Source organism: Demequina sediminis (assembly GCF_039545075.1).
In the GTDB taxonomy this organism is placed as follows: domain Bacteria; phylum Actinomycetota; class Actinomycetes; order Actinomycetales; family Demequinaceae; genus Demequina; species Demequina sediminis.
The window spans coordinates 350,752-366,738 of the sequence record NZ_BAABRR010000001.1 but is presented as its reverse complement, the minus strand read 5'-3'; the positions used below and the strand labels follow the sequence as shown (position 1 = coordinate 366,738).

The window sequence follows — 15,987 nt, the reverse complement described above, 5'->3', positions numbered from 1 at the left end:
GCGGGCAGGATGGTCGGCAGACACCGGGGGTGAGGCATGAGGGCATGGTGGACGATGCTCATCGCGAGGAGCACACGCAGGATTGGCCTGCGCCTGGTCGCGTTCGCGCTGGGGGCCGTCGCGCTCGCGTTGCTTGCGGGAGCCGCGAGCTCGTGGGTGCCGTCCTCGGTCGAGGTCGACCTCGGCCAAGACTCGGTGCAGACGCTGCTCGAGATCCTCGCGACGTCGATGCTCGCGGTGACCACGTTCTCTCTCACGGCCATGATCTCGGCATACGCCTCGGCCGCGGCCGCCTCGACCCCGCGCGCGACGCAGCTGCTTGTCGAGGACCAGACCTCACAGCGCGCGCTGTCGACCTTCCTCGGCGCCTTCGTGTTCTCGGTCGTGGGCATCGCGGCGCTGTCGACCGAGTACTACGGCGAGCAGGGGCGCGTGCTGATGTACGCGGGCACCCTGCTCGTCATCGGCATCGTCGTGGTCACGCTGCTGCGGTGGATTCATCACCTCGTCACCTTCGGCCGCATGGCGGACGTGCTCGACCGGGTGGAGGACGCCGCGCGCGACGCGGCCTGCGCGGCGATGCGCGACCCTCACCTCGGGGCGGCGGCACCCGTGACCGTGCCGCACTCTGCCTGGACCGTGCACGCGGCCGCCACCGGAATCGTGACGGCACTCGATGTGGCCGCGCTCGAGCGCGCCGCCGCGTCTCATGACGCCGTGATCCACCTCCTGCTCAGGCCCGGCGCGGCCGTCGGTCGGGGCGAACCGCTCGCGCGCGTCGAGGGCGCCGACCAGGACGCACTCGCGGACGCGATCAGGAGCGCGGTGCTGATCGAGCGCCACCGGACCTACGAGCAGGACCCCCGACTCGGACTCGTCGCCCTCGCCGAGATCGGAAGTCGCGCACTGTCGCCCGCGGTCAACGATCCCGGCACGGCGATCGAGGCGCTTAATGCGATCCACCGGACGGTGGCGGCCATTCTCGAGACCGCCCCCGACGCGGCCCCGCCCACGGAGTGCCGCGTACACGTGCCCGCCGTCCTGTTCGCGGACCTCCTCGAGGACGCGCTGCGCCCCCTGGCGCGCGACGGCGCGGGGACCATCGAGGTAGGACTGCGCCTGCAGAAGGTCGTCGGCGCACTGGCGGCGAATGCGGACGAGCCGGAGGCCTCCGACCTCAGGGAGGCCTCGCGGCGTGCGGAGCGCCGTGCGCTCGACGCTCTCACCGACCCGCGCGATCGGGCCGTGATCGAGTCCGCCGCACGCGCGGCGCGCGGGGAGGCACCGGCGTGAGCGTGCCGCCGCCCCTTCCTGCGGACCGCAACCCCGGCGACGCCTGGGTGGTCGCTTCCGACGGGGCGCGCTACTGGGGCGCCTTCGGCGCCGCGGGGCTGCTCGCGATCGACGACCGCCGCGGCGTGCTGCTCCAGCACCGCGCGCAGTGGAGCCACCACGGAGGGACGTGGGGGATTCCGGGTGGCGCGCTCCACGCCGACGAAGGCCCCTTGGCCGGCGCGCTGCGGGAGTCGAGCGAGGAGGCCGGTGTTCCCCCCGGGGCGATCGCCCCCCGGGCGCTGCATGTCTCCGATCGCGAGGTGTGGACGTACACGACCGTGATGGCCGACGTCATCGCCGAGTTCGATCCCGTCGCGGCCGATGCCGAGAGCATCGCGCTCGCGTGGGTGCCGACGGACGAGGTCTCCGGGCTCGCGCTGCACCCCGGCTTCGCCGCGGCCTGGCCCGCGCTGCGCGAGGCGCTCGGGGTGCGCCCCGTGATCGTGGTCGACGTCGCGAACGTCGTGGGAGCCGTTCCCGATGGGTGGTGGCAGGATCGCGCCGGGGCGGCGCTGCGTCACCTCGAGCGGCTCGCGAACCTCGCGGCGTCGCCGGTCCCTGCGGGGGCGCTGTCGCTACCCCTTCACGGGTGGTTCCCGCGCATCGTCGCGGTGATCGAGGGGGACGCCCGCGACATCGCCGCCCCGACCGCGCTCGACGTGCGCCGCGCGCAGGGCAGTGGCGACGACACCCTGGCCGCGGTGGCGAGCGAGCTCGCCGGCTCGGGACACCAGGTCACGGTGGTGACGAGCGACCGCGGGCTGCGCGCGCGCGTCGAGGCGGACGCCAGCGTGGTCGGCGCGCGCTGGCTCCTCGATCAGTTCGGCTGAGTGCCCGCGACCGTCCGGGGGAGGTGCGCGTCGAGGAAGTCGCGGACGTCGGCGATCTCCTCCTCGGTGATCGTGTGCCCCATCCCGGGATAGATACGAGCTGTCACTGTCGCGTGGCCGTCGAGGAACGCGCGCGTGCGCGCGATGGCCTCCGGCCAGATGACCGGGTCGGCGTCACCCCTGCCCCAGAAGACCGGCGGGCGCAACCGAGCAAGGTCCTCGTCGGCGGGCTGCGCATGGTCGGGAACGAACCCCGCGAGCACGACGGGAGCGAGCACGCGCTCGGGCCGCGTGCGCAGCAGCTGAAGAGCCATCATGCCGCCCTGCGAGAAGCCCACCGGCACGATTGGCGCGTCGGTGCCCACAGCATCGTCCACCCACGCCCATACTGCCCGCGTCGCCGCGGTGATCGACGCGGCATCCATGCCACCGTCGGGGGACAGGGGAAACCATGCCGCCCCGCCATAGCCGGTCTCGAGCGGAGCGCGCAGCGACGCCCACGGAAGCGTGGGCGGGAGCCAGCGGGCGAGACCGGGGAGGTCACGCTCGTGCGAGCCGTAGCCGTGGAGGAGGACCGCGACGGGGGAGTCGCCCGAGGGAGACCAGCCGGGGCCGTAGAGTGCGCGCAGGGTCATGCGCCCAGTATCGCGGGCGCTCGAGCCACAACCGCGCGGCTCGCATACGATTCACCCTCGAAGGAGGCTCCCATGACCGACACCCCGGCACCCGACGCCGCAGCCACCGAGCAGAGGCGCGTCGAGCGCGAGCGGATCGTCGCCTACCTCGCGCATCACGAGAGTGGCGCACGCGCGAAGGCGGAGGTCGCGACCACCGAGGAATCTCGCACGTACCAGACCACGATCGCCAACGCGATGAAGGCCATGGGCGAGGCGATCGGCGGCGAGTTCCACTGGAAGGCGCGGCTCTAGGCTGGGGTGATGCCCACTCCTCACATCCGTGCCGCTCGCGGAGAGATCGCACCCATCGTCGTCATGCCGGGAGACCCTCGCCGGGCTGCCCGCATCGCCTCCGACTACCTCGAGGATGCCGTGCTCGTCACGGATGTGCGGGGCATCCTGGGCTTCACCGGCACCTGGCAGGGGCGCCGCGTCACCGCGATGGCCTCCGGCATGGGCGGGCCGTCGATGACCATCTACGCGACGGAACTGGCGCGCGAGTACGGCGTCGAGCAGATCGTGCGCGTGGGCACCGCGGGCGCGATGAGCGCGGGCGTGGCGGTGAGCGACGTCATCATCGCGACCGGCGCGCACACCGACTCGGGCATGACCGCGAGCCGGATCCCCGGGGTGCACTTCAGCCACCTGGCCGACTTTGGGCTCGCGCGCGCCGCCGTCGACGCCGCGGCCACGCTCGGTGAAGACCTCGAGACTCCCGTGCGGGTGCATGCGGGTGCGGTGTTCACGAGCGATCACTTCTATCTCGAACGCCCCGCGCTCACGGCCGCGCTCACCGCTCACGGCACCCTCGCGGTGGAGATGGAGGCGGCCGCGCTCTACGCCGTCGGCGCCGCGGAGGGCGTGCGCACGCTCGCGATCGTGACGGTCTCGGACCACCTCGTCACGGGGGAGAGCATGACGGCCGAGGAACGCGAGACGCGCTTCGACACCGCCGTGAGGATCGCGCTCTCCGTGTAGGTAGGCGGTCGCGTCGTCGGGCTCACGGTGGAGCCGCATCGTCGCGCGGCGCCACCAGCCGTGTCGCTACCGGCCGACCCTCATGCGTGCGGCGGCCACGAAGCCCTCCCACAGGGACGTGAGGTCGTCGTGCTCGGGATGCCACTGCACCGCGAGGCAGAAGACCTGCTCAGGATCCTCGATCGCCTCGATGAGTCCGTGCACGCTGCGCGCCGACACCACCAGTCCCTCCCCGAGACGGTCGATCGCCTGATGGTGGTACATCGGCACGTCGCGTTCGAGAGGGTGGACGGTCGCGAGCAGCGTGTCGGGCAGGACGCTCACACCCAGGTGTCGGAACACCGCGTCTCCGCGCTGGTAGTCGTCGTGTCCCACGACATCGGGCACGTGCTGGTGGAGCGTGCCTCCGCGGGCGACGTTGAGGAGTTGCGCACCCCTGCACACGCCGAGGACGGGGATACCGAGGGCGGAGGCCTCCTTGACGAGCGCGATCTCCCACGCGTCACGTGCGGGTCGCGGCTCGTCGCAGCGCTCGTGGGGCGCGGCCCCGTATGCGGCCGGATCGACGTCGTAGCCGCCCGTCAGGTAGAGCCCATCGACACGCGACAGCGCCGCGGCCGCGAGGCTCGGGTCCTGCTCGGGCAGCACCACGGTCACGGCACCCGCCGCGCGCACGGGCGCGACGTAGGCGTCGGGAAGCCACACTGCCTCCTGATCCCAGATGCCCGTGCGCGACCGCTCGACGTAGGACGTCACGCCGATCACCGGAGTGTCGACGCTCGCCGTCTCGGAAAATGCCACCATTGGCCGTCACCCCCATCCCAGGGGCGCCGAGCCCCTGCGGCGAATCTAGCGTGTCGGCCGGGCGGGTTCCGCCACGGCTAGGCTGGTGCGAGCCACGACCCTGGAGGGCAGATGCTCCACCCCGACTCGTTCCACGTGCCCGAGGGCCCCCACGACATCCGCCTCGTGGTGTGCGACATGGACGGCACGCTGCTCGATGCGGCGAAGCGGATCCCGGATGCCCTGTGGCCGCTGGTCGATCACATGCGCGAGCGCGGAATCGTGTTCGCCCCGGCCTCGGGGCGCCAGCATGCGACGCTCGCGCGACAGTTCGACAGGCTCGGCGAGGACCTCGTGGTGATCGCGGAGAACGGTTCCTACGTGACCCGCGGGGGAGTCGAGGTGTCGTCGTCGACGCTGCCGGCCGATGCCGTGCGCGAGGTGGTCGCGGCGGTGCGCCGCCACGCCGGCGCGGGATACGACGTGGGCGCGGTCGTGTGCGGCAAGCGCGCGGCCTACGTCGAGCGCACCGATGAGGCCTTCGTGTCCCGCTGCACGCCCTACTACGCGGCGCTCGAGATCGTCGAGGACCTCACGGCGGTCGACGACGACTTCCTCAAGGTCGCGGTGTACGACTTCGGGGATGCCGCGCACGACACGGCGCCCGTGCTGGCGCGCTTCGACGGCGACCTCAAGATGGTCGTGTCCGACCGCCACTGGATCGACATCATGGGCGCGGGCGTCGACAAGGGGGTCGCGGTGAGGCGGCTGCAGGAGGCGCTCGGCGTGACGCCGGCGCAGACGGTCGTCTTTGGTGACTACCTCAACGACCTCGAGATGCTGGACGCCTCGGAGCTGTCCTTCGCGATGGCCAACGCCCATCCGGAAGTGGCCGACCGCGCGCGCTATCTCGCGCCGTCGAACGACCAGTCGGGCGTGATCGTGACGCTGCGCAGACTGCTCGACCACCCACTCTTGTAATACCCCTCCGGGTATAGTGGCGCGATGGACGCTCCCTCCTCTGTCGCCGCCTCCCTCCGCGCGTGGCCGGTGCGCCGATGGATCGTGGCCGCCGCCACCGCCGTAGCCACCTACCTCGCGATCGCGATCCCGACGGCGCTGATCCCCACGCCGGTCTTCGGTCGTGAGATCCCGCCGACCGCGTGGTCCTACTGGGCCCTTGCGCTCTCCGCCGTGCTCTCGGGGCTGCTCACGGCCACGTACGTCGCGACCCCCGAGGAGGCGCGCGTGCGCAGGGACGGGCGACTGGGCATGGCCGGCGCATTCGTCACGTTCTTCGCGGTGGGATGCCCCGTGTGCAACAAGCTCGTGCTGCTCGCCCTGGGCTACACCGGTGCGATCCAGTTCTTCGAGCCCCTCCAGCCCTATCTCGCGGGCGGCGCCGTCGTGCTGCTCGCGTGGGCATTCGTGGCCCGCGTGCGCCGCGAGAACTCCTGCGTGATGCCCGCGCGGACGCGCGTGGACGCCACGGCGAGTTCCGGCGTGACACAAGGCTGAGCCATGGTTGAGCATGCCTGAAACGCGGCGGTCGGGTGGTGCGACGCGGTCGGGGATGCTAGAGAGGAGGGACCAACGAGTGCGGGGAGGCACCATGGCAGTCACGAGCGAGGCACAGGCCACGTGGAACGGCGGGCTTTCGGACGGATCGGGTCGCGTGGCGCTTGCCTCGGGCACCGGCGAGTTCGCGGTCAACTGGAAGGCGCGCTCCGAGGGCTCGGAGTCCACGACCACGCCGGAGGAGTTGCTCGCTGCCGCTCACTCGGCGTGCTTCTCGATGGCGCTCTCGCACGCGCTCGAGGGCAACGGCACGCCGCCGGCGGAGCTGTTCGTCGACGCGCGCGTCTCGTTCGTGCCGGGGACCGGCGTCACGGAGAGCGAGCTCCACGTGCGGGGCAAGGTCCCTGGCCTCGACCAGGATGCCTTCGCGCGGTTCGCGCACGAGGCCAAGGAGGGCTGCCCCGTGTCGCAGGCGTTGGCGGGAATCACGATCACGCTGGCCGGGGCGACCCTGGTCGAGTAGGGCCCTCCCGCCGCGGGTGCGGCGCGCGAGGGGCCGCGCGTTCGCGCGGCCTATCGCGCGTCGTGAGTCACACGCCCGCCCACCATGGTCAACGCGACCGCCTGCGTGCGCAGCGCCAGCGGATCCGTGTCCCCAAGGGACGCGTCCAGCGCGACGATGTCGGCGGGCTGGCCGGGAACGAGAGACGTTCGCGTGCTCATCCCGAGGGCCTCGTCGACGCCGATGCGCTGCTCGGGATGCCACGCGGCGCGACCGTCCCGTGCGCGCGACACGGCCGCCGAGATCGCGATCCACGGATCGAGCGGCGCGACGGGGGCGTCCGACCCGAGCACGATGCGGGCCCCGGCGTCACGTAGCGACCGCAACGCGAAGGCCCGATGGGTGCGGTCGGGCCACAGGTCATCGGCGACGTCGCGGTCGTCGAGGGCGTGTTCAGGCTGCACGCTCGCCGTGACGCCCAGCCGTGCAAATCGCGCGACGTCCGCGTCCTCGAGCAGCTGAGCGTGCTCGATGCTGCCGCGTGCCCCCGTGAACTCGAAGGCGTCCAGCGCGATGGAGTTGGCGCGGTCGCCAATGGCGTGGATCGCCGACTCGATGCCGGCCGCGTGGGCGCGCGCCATGAGCGCGCGGAGGCGGGTGGCGTCGACGTTCTGCACCCCGACCCCGCCGCCGCCGTAGGGCCGCACGCAGTGCGCGGTGCGGGTATTGAGCGAGCCGTCCGTGATGACCTTGAGGGGGCCGTGGCGGAGCAGGCCGCGACAGCCCTCGACCGCATCGCCCGTGCGAGCGGCCGCCTCGACGCGGGCGTCGAGCAGGTCCTCGTAGAAGCCGGCGATGACCCGCAGACCGTCGACGCCGGACGCGATGCGAGCCGCCCACGACTCGACGTTGTCGGCGAGCTCGAGGTCGACGATTCCCACGACGCCTCGCGCGGAGGCCGCGCGGACGGCATCGGCGATCACGGGAGGCGGCACCGGCGAGGTGTCGAGCGCACGCTGCGCCGCGAAGGCCTCGTCCTCGCGCAGGAGTCCCGGACGGCTCCCCAACTCGCGCGCCGCTGCGGTGTTGACCCACGTCGTGTGAAGGTCGCCGCTCACCAGCACCGTGGGGGCGGCCCGCGCCGCATCCAGCGCCTTGGCCGTGGGCGGCTCCGGCCACGTCGCCCACCGAAAGCCGAAACCGACCACGAGGCCGTCGTGCGGCACGGCGCGCACGAGCGCCGCCGCATGCGCCACGGACTCCGCCGCGGACACGTCGAGGCGCGTGCGCGTGCGCGCCCATTGCGAGAAGTGCACGTGGGCGTCCCACAGCCCGGGGATGACCGCGCGCCCGTCGAGATCGATCTGTTCACGGCCGGGTCCCACGTTCTCGCCGACCGCAACGATCACCCCGTCGGCGATCGCAATCTCGACCGGCCCCGCGTCCGCGTGCACGCGCGCGTGGCGCAGGATCAGATCATGCATGAGGGCTCCCGTCGGTGAGGGCAACGCGCGCCACTGTAGTGCCGCGAGAGCTAGAGTCTGCGCCATGGCCGCACGTGTCCTGACCGAGACCCGCGCGGGCATCACTCTCGCCTTTTCCGGCGCCAGGGCGTGGGTGCGCACGCCGCGCCTGCTCGTGATGGGTGCGGTGCCGTCGATCGTCACGGCCGTGATCGTCGGGGTGCTGTTGGGCGTGCTGCTCATCAACGTGGGGGAGATCGGCCGCGCGATCGCGTCGGGCGTGGGCGTGGACGGCGGCACGCTTGCGGACGTCGTCGCGGCGACGGCGGCGATCGCGGTCCTCGCGGCCTCCACGCTCGTGTCAGTCGCACTCTTCGCGACGGTCACGCTCGCGATCGGTCAGCCGTTCTTCGAGGCGATCTCCCGCCGCGTCGACGACAGCCTGGGAGGTCTCGAGCACCCCGCGCCCGAGGAGCCGTGGCACCGCGCGCTCGTGAGGGGAGCGGGGGAGTCGGTGGTGACGGTCGCGATCTCGATCGGCGTGTCTCTCGGACTTCTCGCGGTGGGGCTGGTGCCCGTCGTCGGCTCGCCGACCGCGTTCGTGCTCGGAGCGCTCGTAGGAGGGCGCCTGCTCGCGATCGAGCTCACCGCGTATCCCTTGGCGCGGCGCGGGATCGTGTCGCGGCACGAGCGCATCGCGGCGCTGCGTCCCCTCAGGACCCGGACCGTGGTGTTCGGAGCCTGCGTTTTCCTGACCTTCCTGCTGCCGTTGGGCGCCGTGGTGGCGATGCCCGCGGCGATGGTGGGGGCGACGATGCTCGCGCGGCAGGTCACCTCACCCTCAGCCTCGGCCGGGTCCGGACTCCCTGGCCTCCGCCTCGAGGGCGGCACGCACGGCGTCGACCGCGGGGTCGACGAGTGACGACGCGCGCATCGCGCTGAACACCGTGCGGCGGGGGCGGCCCTGAAGCGGGACCAACCGCACTGCGGGTGACGCGCGACCCGCCATGAGTCCGGGCAGGATCGCGACCGCCAGTCCACGTTCGACGAGCATGAGGTGAGCCTGCAGGTCCGACGTCGAGAACCGCACCTCGGGCTCGAAGCCCGCGAGCCGACACGTCTGCTCGGCGAAGTGACGCGTGGCGGTCCCCGGCGGCTCCATGACCCACGGCGCGGCGGCGAGCTGCGCGATCGCGTCAATGTCGACCCACTCGCCGCCCACCGCGAGGCGGAGCTCGTCGCTCACGAGCGGCCGCCTCACCACCCCCGGGTAGTGCGGCGCCGCGTGGTGGGGATACTCCTCCGCGACCACCAGGTCGAACTCGCGGGCCCACACGTCCGCGAGGGCCGCGCCGGGCTCCGTTTGGGTGACCGTCACCCGCAGGGCGGGGTGCGAGGCCCTCAGCCGGAGCATCGTCCCTGCGACCAGCGTGAGCGCCGCCGACTGGAAGACCGCGAGCCGCACGGTGCCCGTCGGTTCGGGTCCTGCGTCGCGCAGCTCGGACTCGGCCGCCTCGATGGCGTCGAGGAGCGCGTGGGTTCGCGTGACGAGCCGCTGTCCCGCCGGTGTCAGCACCAGCCGCCGCCCCGACCGAGACGTGAGCGCCACGCCCGCGTCGCGTTCGAGAGCCGCGATCTGCTGGGACACCGCGGACGGCGTATAGCCCATGGCCTCGGCGGCGGCCGCGATCGTGCCGCGCAGCGCAAGCTCCCGCAGCGCCACGAGCCTCGCGAGATCCAGCATCGTCCCATCGTAAGCACCACTAATGGTTGAGCGTGAGAACTGCTTGCTGGTGCTTCATCAAACGCCGACTCAGACTGGGCCCAGGGGAGAGGAGCACCATGACGACCGCACGCCGTACGCCCCCGTCCACGCATACCGCGGAGGACGTCTCCGCGCTGGTGAGGACGTGGCTCGAGGCCGCGTCCTCCGCGCGCGTGAGTGGTCCTTCGCGCCTCCTCGAGAGAATGCTGCGCGACCCGAGCGGGTTGCCCTTCCTCACCGCCTTCGTCGACACCGTGGTGCGCCCCGAGGACGCCGTCGCCGCCGCGCGGTCCCTGCGCGCGCTCGCGACGCGCACGCCGGGCGCGGTGCCGTGGCCGCTGCGATGGGGGATGCGGGTCGGAGCCCCCGTGTCGAGGCTCGCACCGCGCACGGTGATCCGCGCGTGCAGGCGCGTGGTGCGCGCCCTGGTCGGTCACCTCGTGATCGACGCGACGGATGCCCGACTGGGACGCGCGATCGGGCGGCTGCGCGCGGACGGCACGCGGCTCAACCTCAACCTGCTCGGCGAGGCGGTCATGGGCGCTCGTGAGGCGGACAGGCGCCTCGAGCGCACGAGGGCACTGCTCGCGCGCGAGGACGTCGACTACGTCTCGATCAAGGTGTCCGCCGCGGTCGCGCCGCACTCGCCGTGGGCGTTCGACGCGACCGTCGATGCGGTCACGGAGCGGCTCGCGCCCCTCTTCGAGGACGCCGCACTCAAGGGCGACGCTTTCGTCAATCTCGATATGGAGGAGTACCGCGACCTCGACGTGACGCTCGCGGTCTTCATGCGCCTCCTCGACCGGCCGGGCCTGGAGCGACTCACCGCGGGCGTCGTGGTGCAGGCGTATCTGCCGGACGCGCTCGGGGCCATGGTTCGACTGCAGGAGTGGGCCGCGCGACGCGTCTCACGGGGAGGCGCCCCGATCAAGGTCCGCGTGGTCAAGGGCGCCAACCTGTCCATGGAGCGGGTCGACGCCGAGCTCCACGGCTGGCCGCTCGCGACGTGGCACTCCAAGGAGGAGACGGACGCGCACTACCTGCGCGTGCTCGACTATGCCCTCACACCCGAACGCACCGCCGCGGTGCGGATCGGGATTGCGGGGCACAACCTGTTCGACCTCGCGCACGCCGTGCTCACCGCGCGCGAGCGGGGCGTGAGCGACCTGTGCGACGTCGAGATGCTGCTCGGTATGGGCGATGCCGTGGCGCCCGCGGTGGCCAGGGACGCCGGTCCGGTGCGCCTCTACACGCCTGTGGTGCATCCCGCCGAGTTCGACGTGGCCCTCGCCTACCTGGTGCGTCGGCTCGAGGAGGTCGCGAGTCCGCAGAACTTCGTCGCCTCCCTCGCGCGCCTCAACCCGGACGAGGCATTCCGCCTTGAAGAGGAGCGATTCACGCGCTCGCTCGCCGCGGCGGCCGTGCCCACTGTCGCGTCTCACCGCGCTCGTGGGAACGATGCCGGGGCCGGGGCACCGCCCGCGTCGCCCGGAGGGACGGGCGGCTTTCGCAACGCCGCCGACACCGACCCCTCGGTGCCCGCGGGGCGCGAGTGGGCCGGGCGCGTCGTCGCGCTCGCGCGCGACTCCCATGCGGGAGAGGCCACGCTGGCCACCGCACGCGTCACCACCGCCGCCGAGGCACGAGCGGCCGTCGCCGCCACGCGGCGAGGCGCAGCGTGGTGGTGGTCGAGGGATCCCGGCGAGCGTGCAGCGGTGCTGCACGCCGTGGGACGTGCACTCGAGACCCGCAGGGCCGACCTGTGCGCCGTCATGATGGCCGAGTCCGGCAAGACGCTCGACCAGGCGGATCCGGAGGTGTCGGAGGCGGTCGACTTCGCGCACTACTACGCGATCAGGGGAGAGGCACTTTCGCGCATGCGCGGCGCGCGACCGGTACCGCGCGAGGTGACCGTGGTGACCCCGCCATGGAACTTCCCCGTCGCGATTCCCGCGGGGTCGACGCTCGCCGCGCTCGCGGCCGGATCGGCCGTCGTCCTCAAGCCCGCGGAGCAATCCGCCCGCTGCGCCGCAGTGTTGGCGGAGACCCTATGGGACGCGGGCGTGCCCTCGGACGCGTTGCGGCTCGCCCACGTCGACGCCTCGGGTCTCGAGCGGGGCGTGGGTGCGGCGCTACTGACCGCCCCGGGCGTCGATCAGGTGATTCTCACGGGTGCGCACGAGACCGCCGCGCTCTTCCACCGGCTCCGTCCGGGAGTGCGCCTCTTCGCCGAGACCTCCGGCAAGAACGCGATCGTCATCACGCCGAGCGCCGACCTCGACCTGGCCGTGCGGGACGTCGTGCAGTCGGCCTTCGGACACGCGGGACAGAAGTGCTCCGCGGCCTCGCTCGCCATTGTGGTGGGCTCCGTGGCCCGTTCGCGGCGCTTCCTGGCCCAGCTCGAGGACGCGGTGAGGTCGCTCACGGTGGGCACCGCACACGACCCGTCGACCCAGGTGGGTCCCCTCATCGAGCGGGCGCACGGCAAGCTCGCACGCGCGCTGACCTCTCTCGAGCCGGGCGAGCGCTGGCTCGTCGAGCCGCGGCGGCTCGATGCGGACGGCCTGCAGTGGACCCCCGGCGTGCGCGTGGGGGTCGCGCCGGGGTCGTGGTTCCATCGGACCGAGTGCTTTGGTCCGGTGCTGGGCCTGATGACCGCGGACACCCTCGACGACGCTATCGCGTTGCAGAACGGCGTCGACTATGGGCTCACCGCCGGCCTGCACAGCCTCGACGCGCACGAGATCGCGCGGTGGCTGTCGCGCGTCGAGGCGGGCAACCTCTACGTCAATCGCGGGATCACCGGGGCGATCGTGCAGCGCCAGCCCTTCGGAGGATGGAAGGCCTCGGTCGTCGGTCCCTCCGCCAAGGCGGGCGGGCCGTCCTACGTCGCGGCACTCACGGGTTGGGAGCGCGACGAGTCCCCGCTGGCGGGGTTCTCACACATGGACCGGCCATCACTCGAGCCCACCGTCGAGCGACTCCTCGAGGGCGCCGCGCCCTGGGTCGTGTCCGCGGCGGCCGCTGACGCCCACGCTTGGGGCGATCGCTTCGGTTGCGCCACCGATCTCTCCGGGCTGGCCGCGGAGCGCAACCTGCTGCGCTACGTGCCCGCCGCGACGGAGATTCGCTGGGACTGCGGTGACACGGATGACCTCCTCCGCGTGTGTGCCGCGCGCCTGCGCGCGGGCGGCGCGGGCGGGGTGTCGTGCGTGGCGGAGCCTCCCGCCGGGCTCTCCACGCGGCTCGCGACGGCGGGACTCACGGTGACCGTCGAGAGCGACGATGCCCTGGTCGCCCGCCTTCGTGCCGGGGGGCTTGAGTCCAGGGTGAGGACGGTGGGCGCCGCGTGCGCCCAGCGCGTCGACCTCGCCGTGTACGACGCGCCGGTGACGGGTGCACCGGAACTCGAACTGCTGCCGTTCCTCAAGGAGCAGGCCGTGGCGGTCACGGCGCACCGCTTCGGCACGCCGTGGGCGGGTGCCGATTCCGCGCTCGCCGGCGCCGACCGCTAGGCGATTGCCTGCTAGGAGATCGTCGCGAGGTGGTCGACCACCTTGCGGGCCGTCACGCGTGCCGCGCGATTGGAGGACAGGGTGCTCGCCTGCGGCCCGTAGCCGGCGAGGAACAGCCCCGGCTCGCCGACCACGCCGCCGTCCTCGACAGCGATCCCACCCGTCTCGCCAACCACCCCGAGCGGGCGAAGGTGAGAGATCTCCGGCCGGAACCCCGTGGCCCAGATCACGGCGTCGACCGCGAGCTCCGTCCCGTTGCGCATCACGAGGCCGGTCTCGGTCATCGCGGTGAACATGGGGTGGCGCACGAGCCGGCCGGCGGACTCGAGCCGACGCACCAGGGCGGAGCGGGGGAGACCCGTGACGGACACGATCGAGGGGAGGGGACGGCCCGCACGCGCGGCCTCGTCCTGGATCGCGACCGCGACGCGGCCGCGCTCGGGGGACAGCTCGACCTCCTCGTCGTGGAAAGTCGGGACCCGGCGGGTAAACCACAGGGTTGATGCCCCCACGGCGGCGAGCTCGTCGAGGAACGTGAGCGCGGACGTCCCGCCGCCCACCACCGCGACCCGGCGACCCTCAAACTCCCTGGCGCTCGCGTAGTCCGCGGTGGTGACCTGGCGTCCACGGAAGCGCTCCCGGCCCCACACGAGCGGGATGCGAGGGCTGGTCCAGGTGCCCGTGGCCGAGACGACGGTGCGGGCGCGCACGGCGGCGACCGCGCTGCCCGGAGCGCACGTGACGAGGTAGCCCTCGGGATCCCTGTCGAGGTGCGCCACCGTCACCGGACGCACCACGTCGATGCCGTGAGTGCGCTCGTAGGCGGCGTAATACTCCGCGACCACCTCTCGCGCTGGTCGATCAGCTGGCGCGTTCGCAAAGGTCAGGCCGGTGTCGGCCATGCCGGGCAGGTCGTGGAGGCGGTGCGTGCCACCCAGCGTGAGCGAGGGCCACCGGTGCTGCCACGCGCCGCCGGGACCGGGCCCGCGATCGAGCACCATGAGCCGGTCGGGTTGCACCCCGCGCCTCAGCAGGTGATAGGCGACGGCGAGGCCGGCCTGTCCGGCCCCGATCACGACCACGTCGACGAGTCGGGCAGAGGTGTCGGGCATGCTCTCCAGCCTAGGCGTGGACGCGAGGGCCGCGGTTCACGACGCGGCGGGCTCCCGCACGCCCAACTCGACGCCGAGACGGTCGATCTCGGCCTGGCAACTCGTGGCGGGGGACGCGTCGAGCACGCGCAGCGCGACGCGCGCGACGACATCCGCCTCGTCCTGCGGGACCACGTCCACGAGTCCCTCGCGCAGGTGGGCCGCGAAGATCGGCAGGGCCGCGTCGAGGGCGAGCCGACCGGCGTCTCCGATCTCGACCCAGGTCCCGCGGTGGTCCTCATCGCACGACACGCGCTGGACCAGGCCGCGCGCCTCCATGCGCGACACGTGATGAGAGATCCGCGACTTCTCCCAGCCCAGCATCTCGCCCAGGGATCCCGCGCGCAGGCGGCCCGGTGACGCGTCGAGCGCCATGAGGATGTCGAGGTCGGGCACCGAGATTCCGACTCCCGCCTGGAGGCGCTGCTCGAGACCGGCGACCAGACGCCTGCCCATGAGCGCCAACGCGCGCCACAACGCGAGGTCGCGCGCATCGGGACCGAGAGTTTCCACGCGCCCATCGTAGAGGCGCGCACCGTGCGTGTCACGGAACGGGCCCGCCCACTCGCGCGGGGCATCGTCCCGTCCTAGGGTGGAAGGGCCAGGTATCCAGCTCTGGAGGTGCACGATGAACGATGACTCCGTGACGAGCACGCGTCACTACCGCTTCGAGCAGATCAAGGCGAGGGAGTTGGCACGGGGCGCGAGCGAGGACGAGGCCACTCGCATTGCCGCCGAGACCGTGGACAAGGTCATGGAGCAGGACCAACCTTCCTGAGCCACCCCTAGACTGGCGGGCGTGACCGCCGCCGAGGAGCCCCGCCAAGACGTGTCGCCGTCGGCGATGCGGTCGCCCGACTCGGTGTGGACCGTGCCCAACATCATCTCGATGGTGCGCATCGTGCTCATCGTGGTGTTCGGCGCGCTCCTCGCCGCCGAGTCCGATGGATGGGCAATCGCCGCGCTCGCCGCGGCGGGAGTGAGCGACTTCCTGGACGGCTTCCTGGCGCGGCGATGGGGCCAGGTGACGCGGTTGGGCAGGCTCCTCGATCCCGCCGCCGACCGCCTCCTGACGATCGTCGTGGTCGTGGGCCTCGCCATCAGGGACATCGTGCCGTGGTGGCTCGTGGCGGTGCTGCTTGCGCGGGACGTCGTGGTCGCGGGCGCACTCGTGATCGCGCGGCGCCACCGGCTCGATCCCCCTCAAGTCACGTTCGCGGGCAAGTGTGCGACCGCCGGCCTCTATGTCGCACTCCCTCTCGCGTACCTCGCTCGCGTGGCGTGGCCCGAGACTCCGGTGCTGCACGGCATCGCGATCGCGCTCGCCATCGCCGCCGCGGGCCTGTACTGGTACTCCGGACTCGGCTACGTGCGCGACATTCGCGCTCGCATCGAGGCCCGGGCCTGACCCCGGCTTTTCGCGCGCCGACGTTCCCCGGCGGGGCGGCGCGGGCCTAGGATGAAGAGGAC

17 protein-coding genes are annotated in these 15,987 nt (G+C 72.5%); 11 read left to right on the top strand and 6 right to left on the bottom strand.

Annotated elements, in window-relative coordinates; translation table 11 throughout:
- Nucleotides 1-36 precede the first annotated feature (36 nt).
- The gene (locus ABEA62_RS01800) at nucleotides 37-1,293 is read left to right on the top strand and encodes a DUF2254 domain-containing protein (RefSeq protein WP_345378235.1); all 1,257 of its coding nucleotides are present in this window, start codon (nucleotides 37-39) and stop codon (nucleotides 1,291-1,293) included.
- Nucleotides 1,290-2,165, top strand: coding sequence for an NUDIX domain-containing protein (locus ABEA62_RS01795; RefSeq protein WP_345378233.1), 876 nt, complete (start codon nucleotides 1,290-1,292; stop codon nucleotides 2,163-2,165). Before ABEA62_RS01800 ends, ABEA62_RS01795 begins: the two co-directional genes overlap by 4 nt.
- On the opposite strand, the gene ABEA62_RS01790 is transcribed toward ABEA62_RS01795, so the two are convergent.
- Nucleotides 2,153-2,800, bottom strand: coding sequence for an alpha/beta hydrolase (locus ABEA62_RS01790; protein ID WP_286216012.1), 648 nt, complete (start codon nucleotides 2,798-2,800; stop codon nucleotides 2,153-2,155). The two genes, ABEA62_RS01795 and ABEA62_RS01790, sit on opposite strands and share 13 nt — an antisense overlap.
- Before the next feature lie 72 nt (nucleotides 2,801-2,872).
- On the opposite strand from ABEA62_RS01790, the gene ABEA62_RS01785 reads away from it, so the two are divergent.
- Both ABEA62_RS01785 and deoD read left to right on the top strand, forming a co-directional pair.
- Nucleotides 2,873-3,094 carry a hypothetical protein gene (locus tag ABEA62_RS01785; protein ID WP_286216011.1) on the top strand — a complete coding sequence of 74 codons (222 nt, stop codon included), beginning with the start codon at nucleotides 2,873-2,875 and terminating at the stop codon, nucleotides 3,092-3,094.
- A gap of 9 nt (nucleotides 3,095-3,103) precedes the next feature.
- On the top strand, nucleotides 3,104-3,820 hold the full coding sequence (gene deoD / locus ABEA62_RS01780) for a purine-nucleoside phosphorylase (protein WP_286216010.1): 717 nt from the start codon (nucleotides 3,104-3,106) through the stop codon (nucleotides 3,818-3,820).
- Between the two features lie 66 nt (nucleotides 3,821-3,886).
- Here the strand turns inward: deoD and ABEA62_RS01775 are convergent, their stop codons facing one another.
- Nucleotides 3,887-4,624 (bottom strand): gamma-glutamyl-gamma-aminobutyrate hydrolase family protein, encoded by a 738-nt coding sequence (locus ABEA62_RS01775; protein WP_286216009.1) that lies wholly within the window; start codon nucleotides 4,622-4,624, stop codon nucleotides 3,887-3,889.
- A gap of 111 nt (nucleotides 4,625-4,735) precedes the next feature.
- On the opposite strand from ABEA62_RS01775, the gene ABEA62_RS01770 reads away from it, so the two are divergent.
- From ABEA62_RS01770 to ABEA62_RS01760, 3 genes are all read left to right on the top strand, one after another.
- Nucleotides 4,736-5,584 carry an HAD family hydrolase gene (locus ABEA62_RS01770; RefSeq protein ID WP_286216008.1) on the top strand — a complete coding sequence of 283 codons (849 nt, stop codon included), beginning with the start codon at nucleotides 4,736-4,738 and terminating at the stop codon, nucleotides 5,582-5,584.
- A 24-nt stretch (nucleotides 5,585-5,608) separates the two neighbouring features.
- Nucleotides 5,609-6,121: a hypothetical protein gene (locus tag ABEA62_RS01765; RefSeq protein WP_286216006.1), complete on the top strand. Its 513-nt coding sequence runs from the start codon at nucleotides 5,609-5,611 to the stop codon at nucleotides 6,119-6,121.
- A gap of 94 nt (nucleotides 6,122-6,215) precedes the next feature.
- On the top strand, nucleotides 6,216-6,644 hold the full coding sequence (locus ABEA62_RS01760) for an OsmC family peroxiredoxin (RefSeq protein ID WP_286216005.1): 429 nt from the start codon (nucleotides 6,216-6,218) through the stop codon (nucleotides 6,642-6,644).
- 50 nt (nucleotides 6,645-6,694) lie between these two features.
- Here the strand turns inward: ABEA62_RS01760 and ABEA62_RS01755 are convergent, their stop codons facing one another.
- Nucleotides 6,695-8,107 (bottom strand): amidohydrolase, encoded by a 1,413-nt coding sequence (locus tag ABEA62_RS01755; protein WP_286216004.1) that lies wholly within the window; start codon nucleotides 8,105-8,107, stop codon nucleotides 6,695-6,697.
- 64 nt (nucleotides 8,108-8,171) lie between these two features.
- Here ABEA62_RS01755 and ABEA62_RS01750 point away from each other — a divergent pair, with 64 nt between their 5' ends.
- Nucleotides 8,172-9,008 (top strand): EI24 domain-containing protein, encoded by an 837-nt coding sequence (locus tag ABEA62_RS01750; protein WP_286216003.1) that lies wholly within the window; start codon nucleotides 8,172-8,174, stop codon nucleotides 9,006-9,008.
- Here ABEA62_RS01750 and ABEA62_RS01745 read toward each other — a convergent pair.
- A complete protein-coding gene (locus ABEA62_RS01745) occupies nucleotides 8,928-9,830 on the bottom strand; it encodes a LysR family transcriptional regulator (protein ID WP_286216001.1) in 903 nt (300 codons plus the stop codon). The genes ABEA62_RS01750 and ABEA62_RS01745 overlap by 81 nt on opposite strands.
- Nucleotides 9,831-9,928: 98 nt before the next feature.
- Here ABEA62_RS01745 and ABEA62_RS01740 point away from each other — a divergent pair, with 98 nt between their 5' ends.
- On the top strand, nucleotides 9,929-13,366 hold the full coding sequence (locus ABEA62_RS01740) for a proline dehydrogenase family protein (RefSeq protein ID WP_345378225.1): 3,438 nt from the start codon (nucleotides 9,929-9,931) through the stop codon (nucleotides 13,364-13,366).
- A gap of 11 nt (nucleotides 13,367-13,377) precedes the next feature.
- Here the strand turns inward: ABEA62_RS01740 and ABEA62_RS01735 are convergent, their stop codons facing one another.
- A complete protein-coding gene (locus ABEA62_RS01735) occupies nucleotides 13,378-14,478 on the bottom strand; it encodes an FAD-dependent oxidoreductase (RefSeq protein WP_286215996.1) in 1,101 nt (366 codons plus the stop codon).
- Nucleotides 14,479-14,514: 36 nt separating this feature from the next.
- Nucleotides 14,515-15,030 carry a MarR family winged helix-turn-helix transcriptional regulator gene (locus tag ABEA62_RS01730; protein WP_286215993.1) on the bottom strand — a complete coding sequence of 172 codons (516 nt, stop codon included), beginning with the start codon at nucleotides 15,028-15,030 and terminating at the stop codon, nucleotides 14,515-14,517.
- Nucleotides 15,031-15,145: 115 nt separating this feature from the next.
- Here ABEA62_RS01730 and ABEA62_RS01725 point away from each other — a divergent pair, with 115 nt between their 5' ends.
- Both ABEA62_RS01725 and ABEA62_RS01720 read left to right on the top strand, forming a co-directional pair.
- Complete coding sequence (locus ABEA62_RS01725; protein ID WP_345378222.1) at nucleotides 15,146-15,295, top strand: hypothetical protein; 150 nt, start codon at nucleotides 15,146-15,148, stop codon at nucleotides 15,293-15,295.
- A gap of 21 nt (nucleotides 15,296-15,316) precedes the next feature.
- A complete protein-coding gene (locus tag ABEA62_RS01720; RefSeq protein ID WP_286215990.1) occupies nucleotides 15,317-15,925 on the top strand; it encodes a CDP-alcohol phosphatidyltransferase family protein in 609 nt (202 codons plus the stop codon).
- Nucleotides 15,926-15,987 lie beyond the last annotated feature (62 nt).

Excerpts from the sequence above, each read along its gene's own strand:
- ABEA62_RS01740 (WP_345378225.1), top strand. The coding sequence starts at position 9,929 with ATGACGACCGCACGCCGTACGCCCCCGTCCACGCATACCGCGGAGGAC.
- ABEA62_RS01745 (WP_286216001.1), bottom strand. The coding sequence starts at position 9,830 with ATGCTGGATCTCGCGAGGCTCGTGGCGCTGCGGGAGCTTGCGCTGCGC.
- ABEA62_RS01750 (WP_286216003.1), top strand. The coding sequence starts at position 8,172 with ATGGCCGCACGTGTCCTGACCGAGACCCGCGCGGGCATCACTCTCGCC.
- ABEA62_RS01775 (WP_286216009.1), bottom strand. The coding sequence starts at position 4,624 with ATGGTGGCATTTTCCGAGACGGCGAGCGTCGACACTCCGGTGATCGGC.
- ABEA62_RS01725 (WP_345378222.1), top strand. The coding sequence starts at position 15,146 with ATGAACGATGACTCCGTGACGAGCACGCGTCACTACCGCTTCGAGCAG.
- ABEA62_RS01735 (WP_286215996.1), bottom strand. The coding sequence starts at position 14,478 with ATGCCCGACACCTCTGCCCGACTCGTCGACGTGGTCGTGATCGGGGCC.
- ABEA62_RS01785 (WP_286216011.1), top strand. The coding sequence starts at position 2,873 with ATGACCGACACCCCGGCACCCGACGCCGCAGCCACCGAGCAGAGGCGC.
- ABEA62_RS01765 (WP_286216006.1), top strand. The coding sequence starts at position 5,609 with ATGGACGCTCCCTCCTCTGTCGCCGCCTCCCTCCGCGCGTGGCCGGTG.
- ABEA62_RS01770 (WP_286216008.1), top strand. The coding sequence starts at position 4,736 with ATGCTCCACCCCGACTCGTTCCACGTGCCCGAGGGCCCCCACGACATC.
- ABEA62_RS01755 (WP_286216004.1), bottom strand. The coding sequence starts at position 8,107 with ATGCATGATCTGATCCTGCGCCACGCGCGCGTGCACGCGGACGCGGGG.
- deoD (WP_286216010.1), top strand. The coding sequence starts at position 3,104 with ATGCCCACTCCTCACATCCGTGCCGCTCGCGGAGAGATCGCACCCATC.
- ABEA62_RS01800 (WP_345378235.1), top strand. The coding sequence starts at position 37 with ATGAGGGCATGGTGGACGATGCTCATCGCGAGGAGCACACGCAGGATT.
- ABEA62_RS01790 (WP_286216012.1), bottom strand. The coding sequence starts at position 2,800 with ATGACCCTGCGCGCACTCTACGGCCCCGGCTGGTCTCCCTCGGGCGAC.
- ABEA62_RS01760 (WP_286216005.1), top strand. The coding sequence starts at position 6,216 with ATGGCAGTCACGAGCGAGGCACAGGCCACGTGGAACGGCGGGCTTTCG.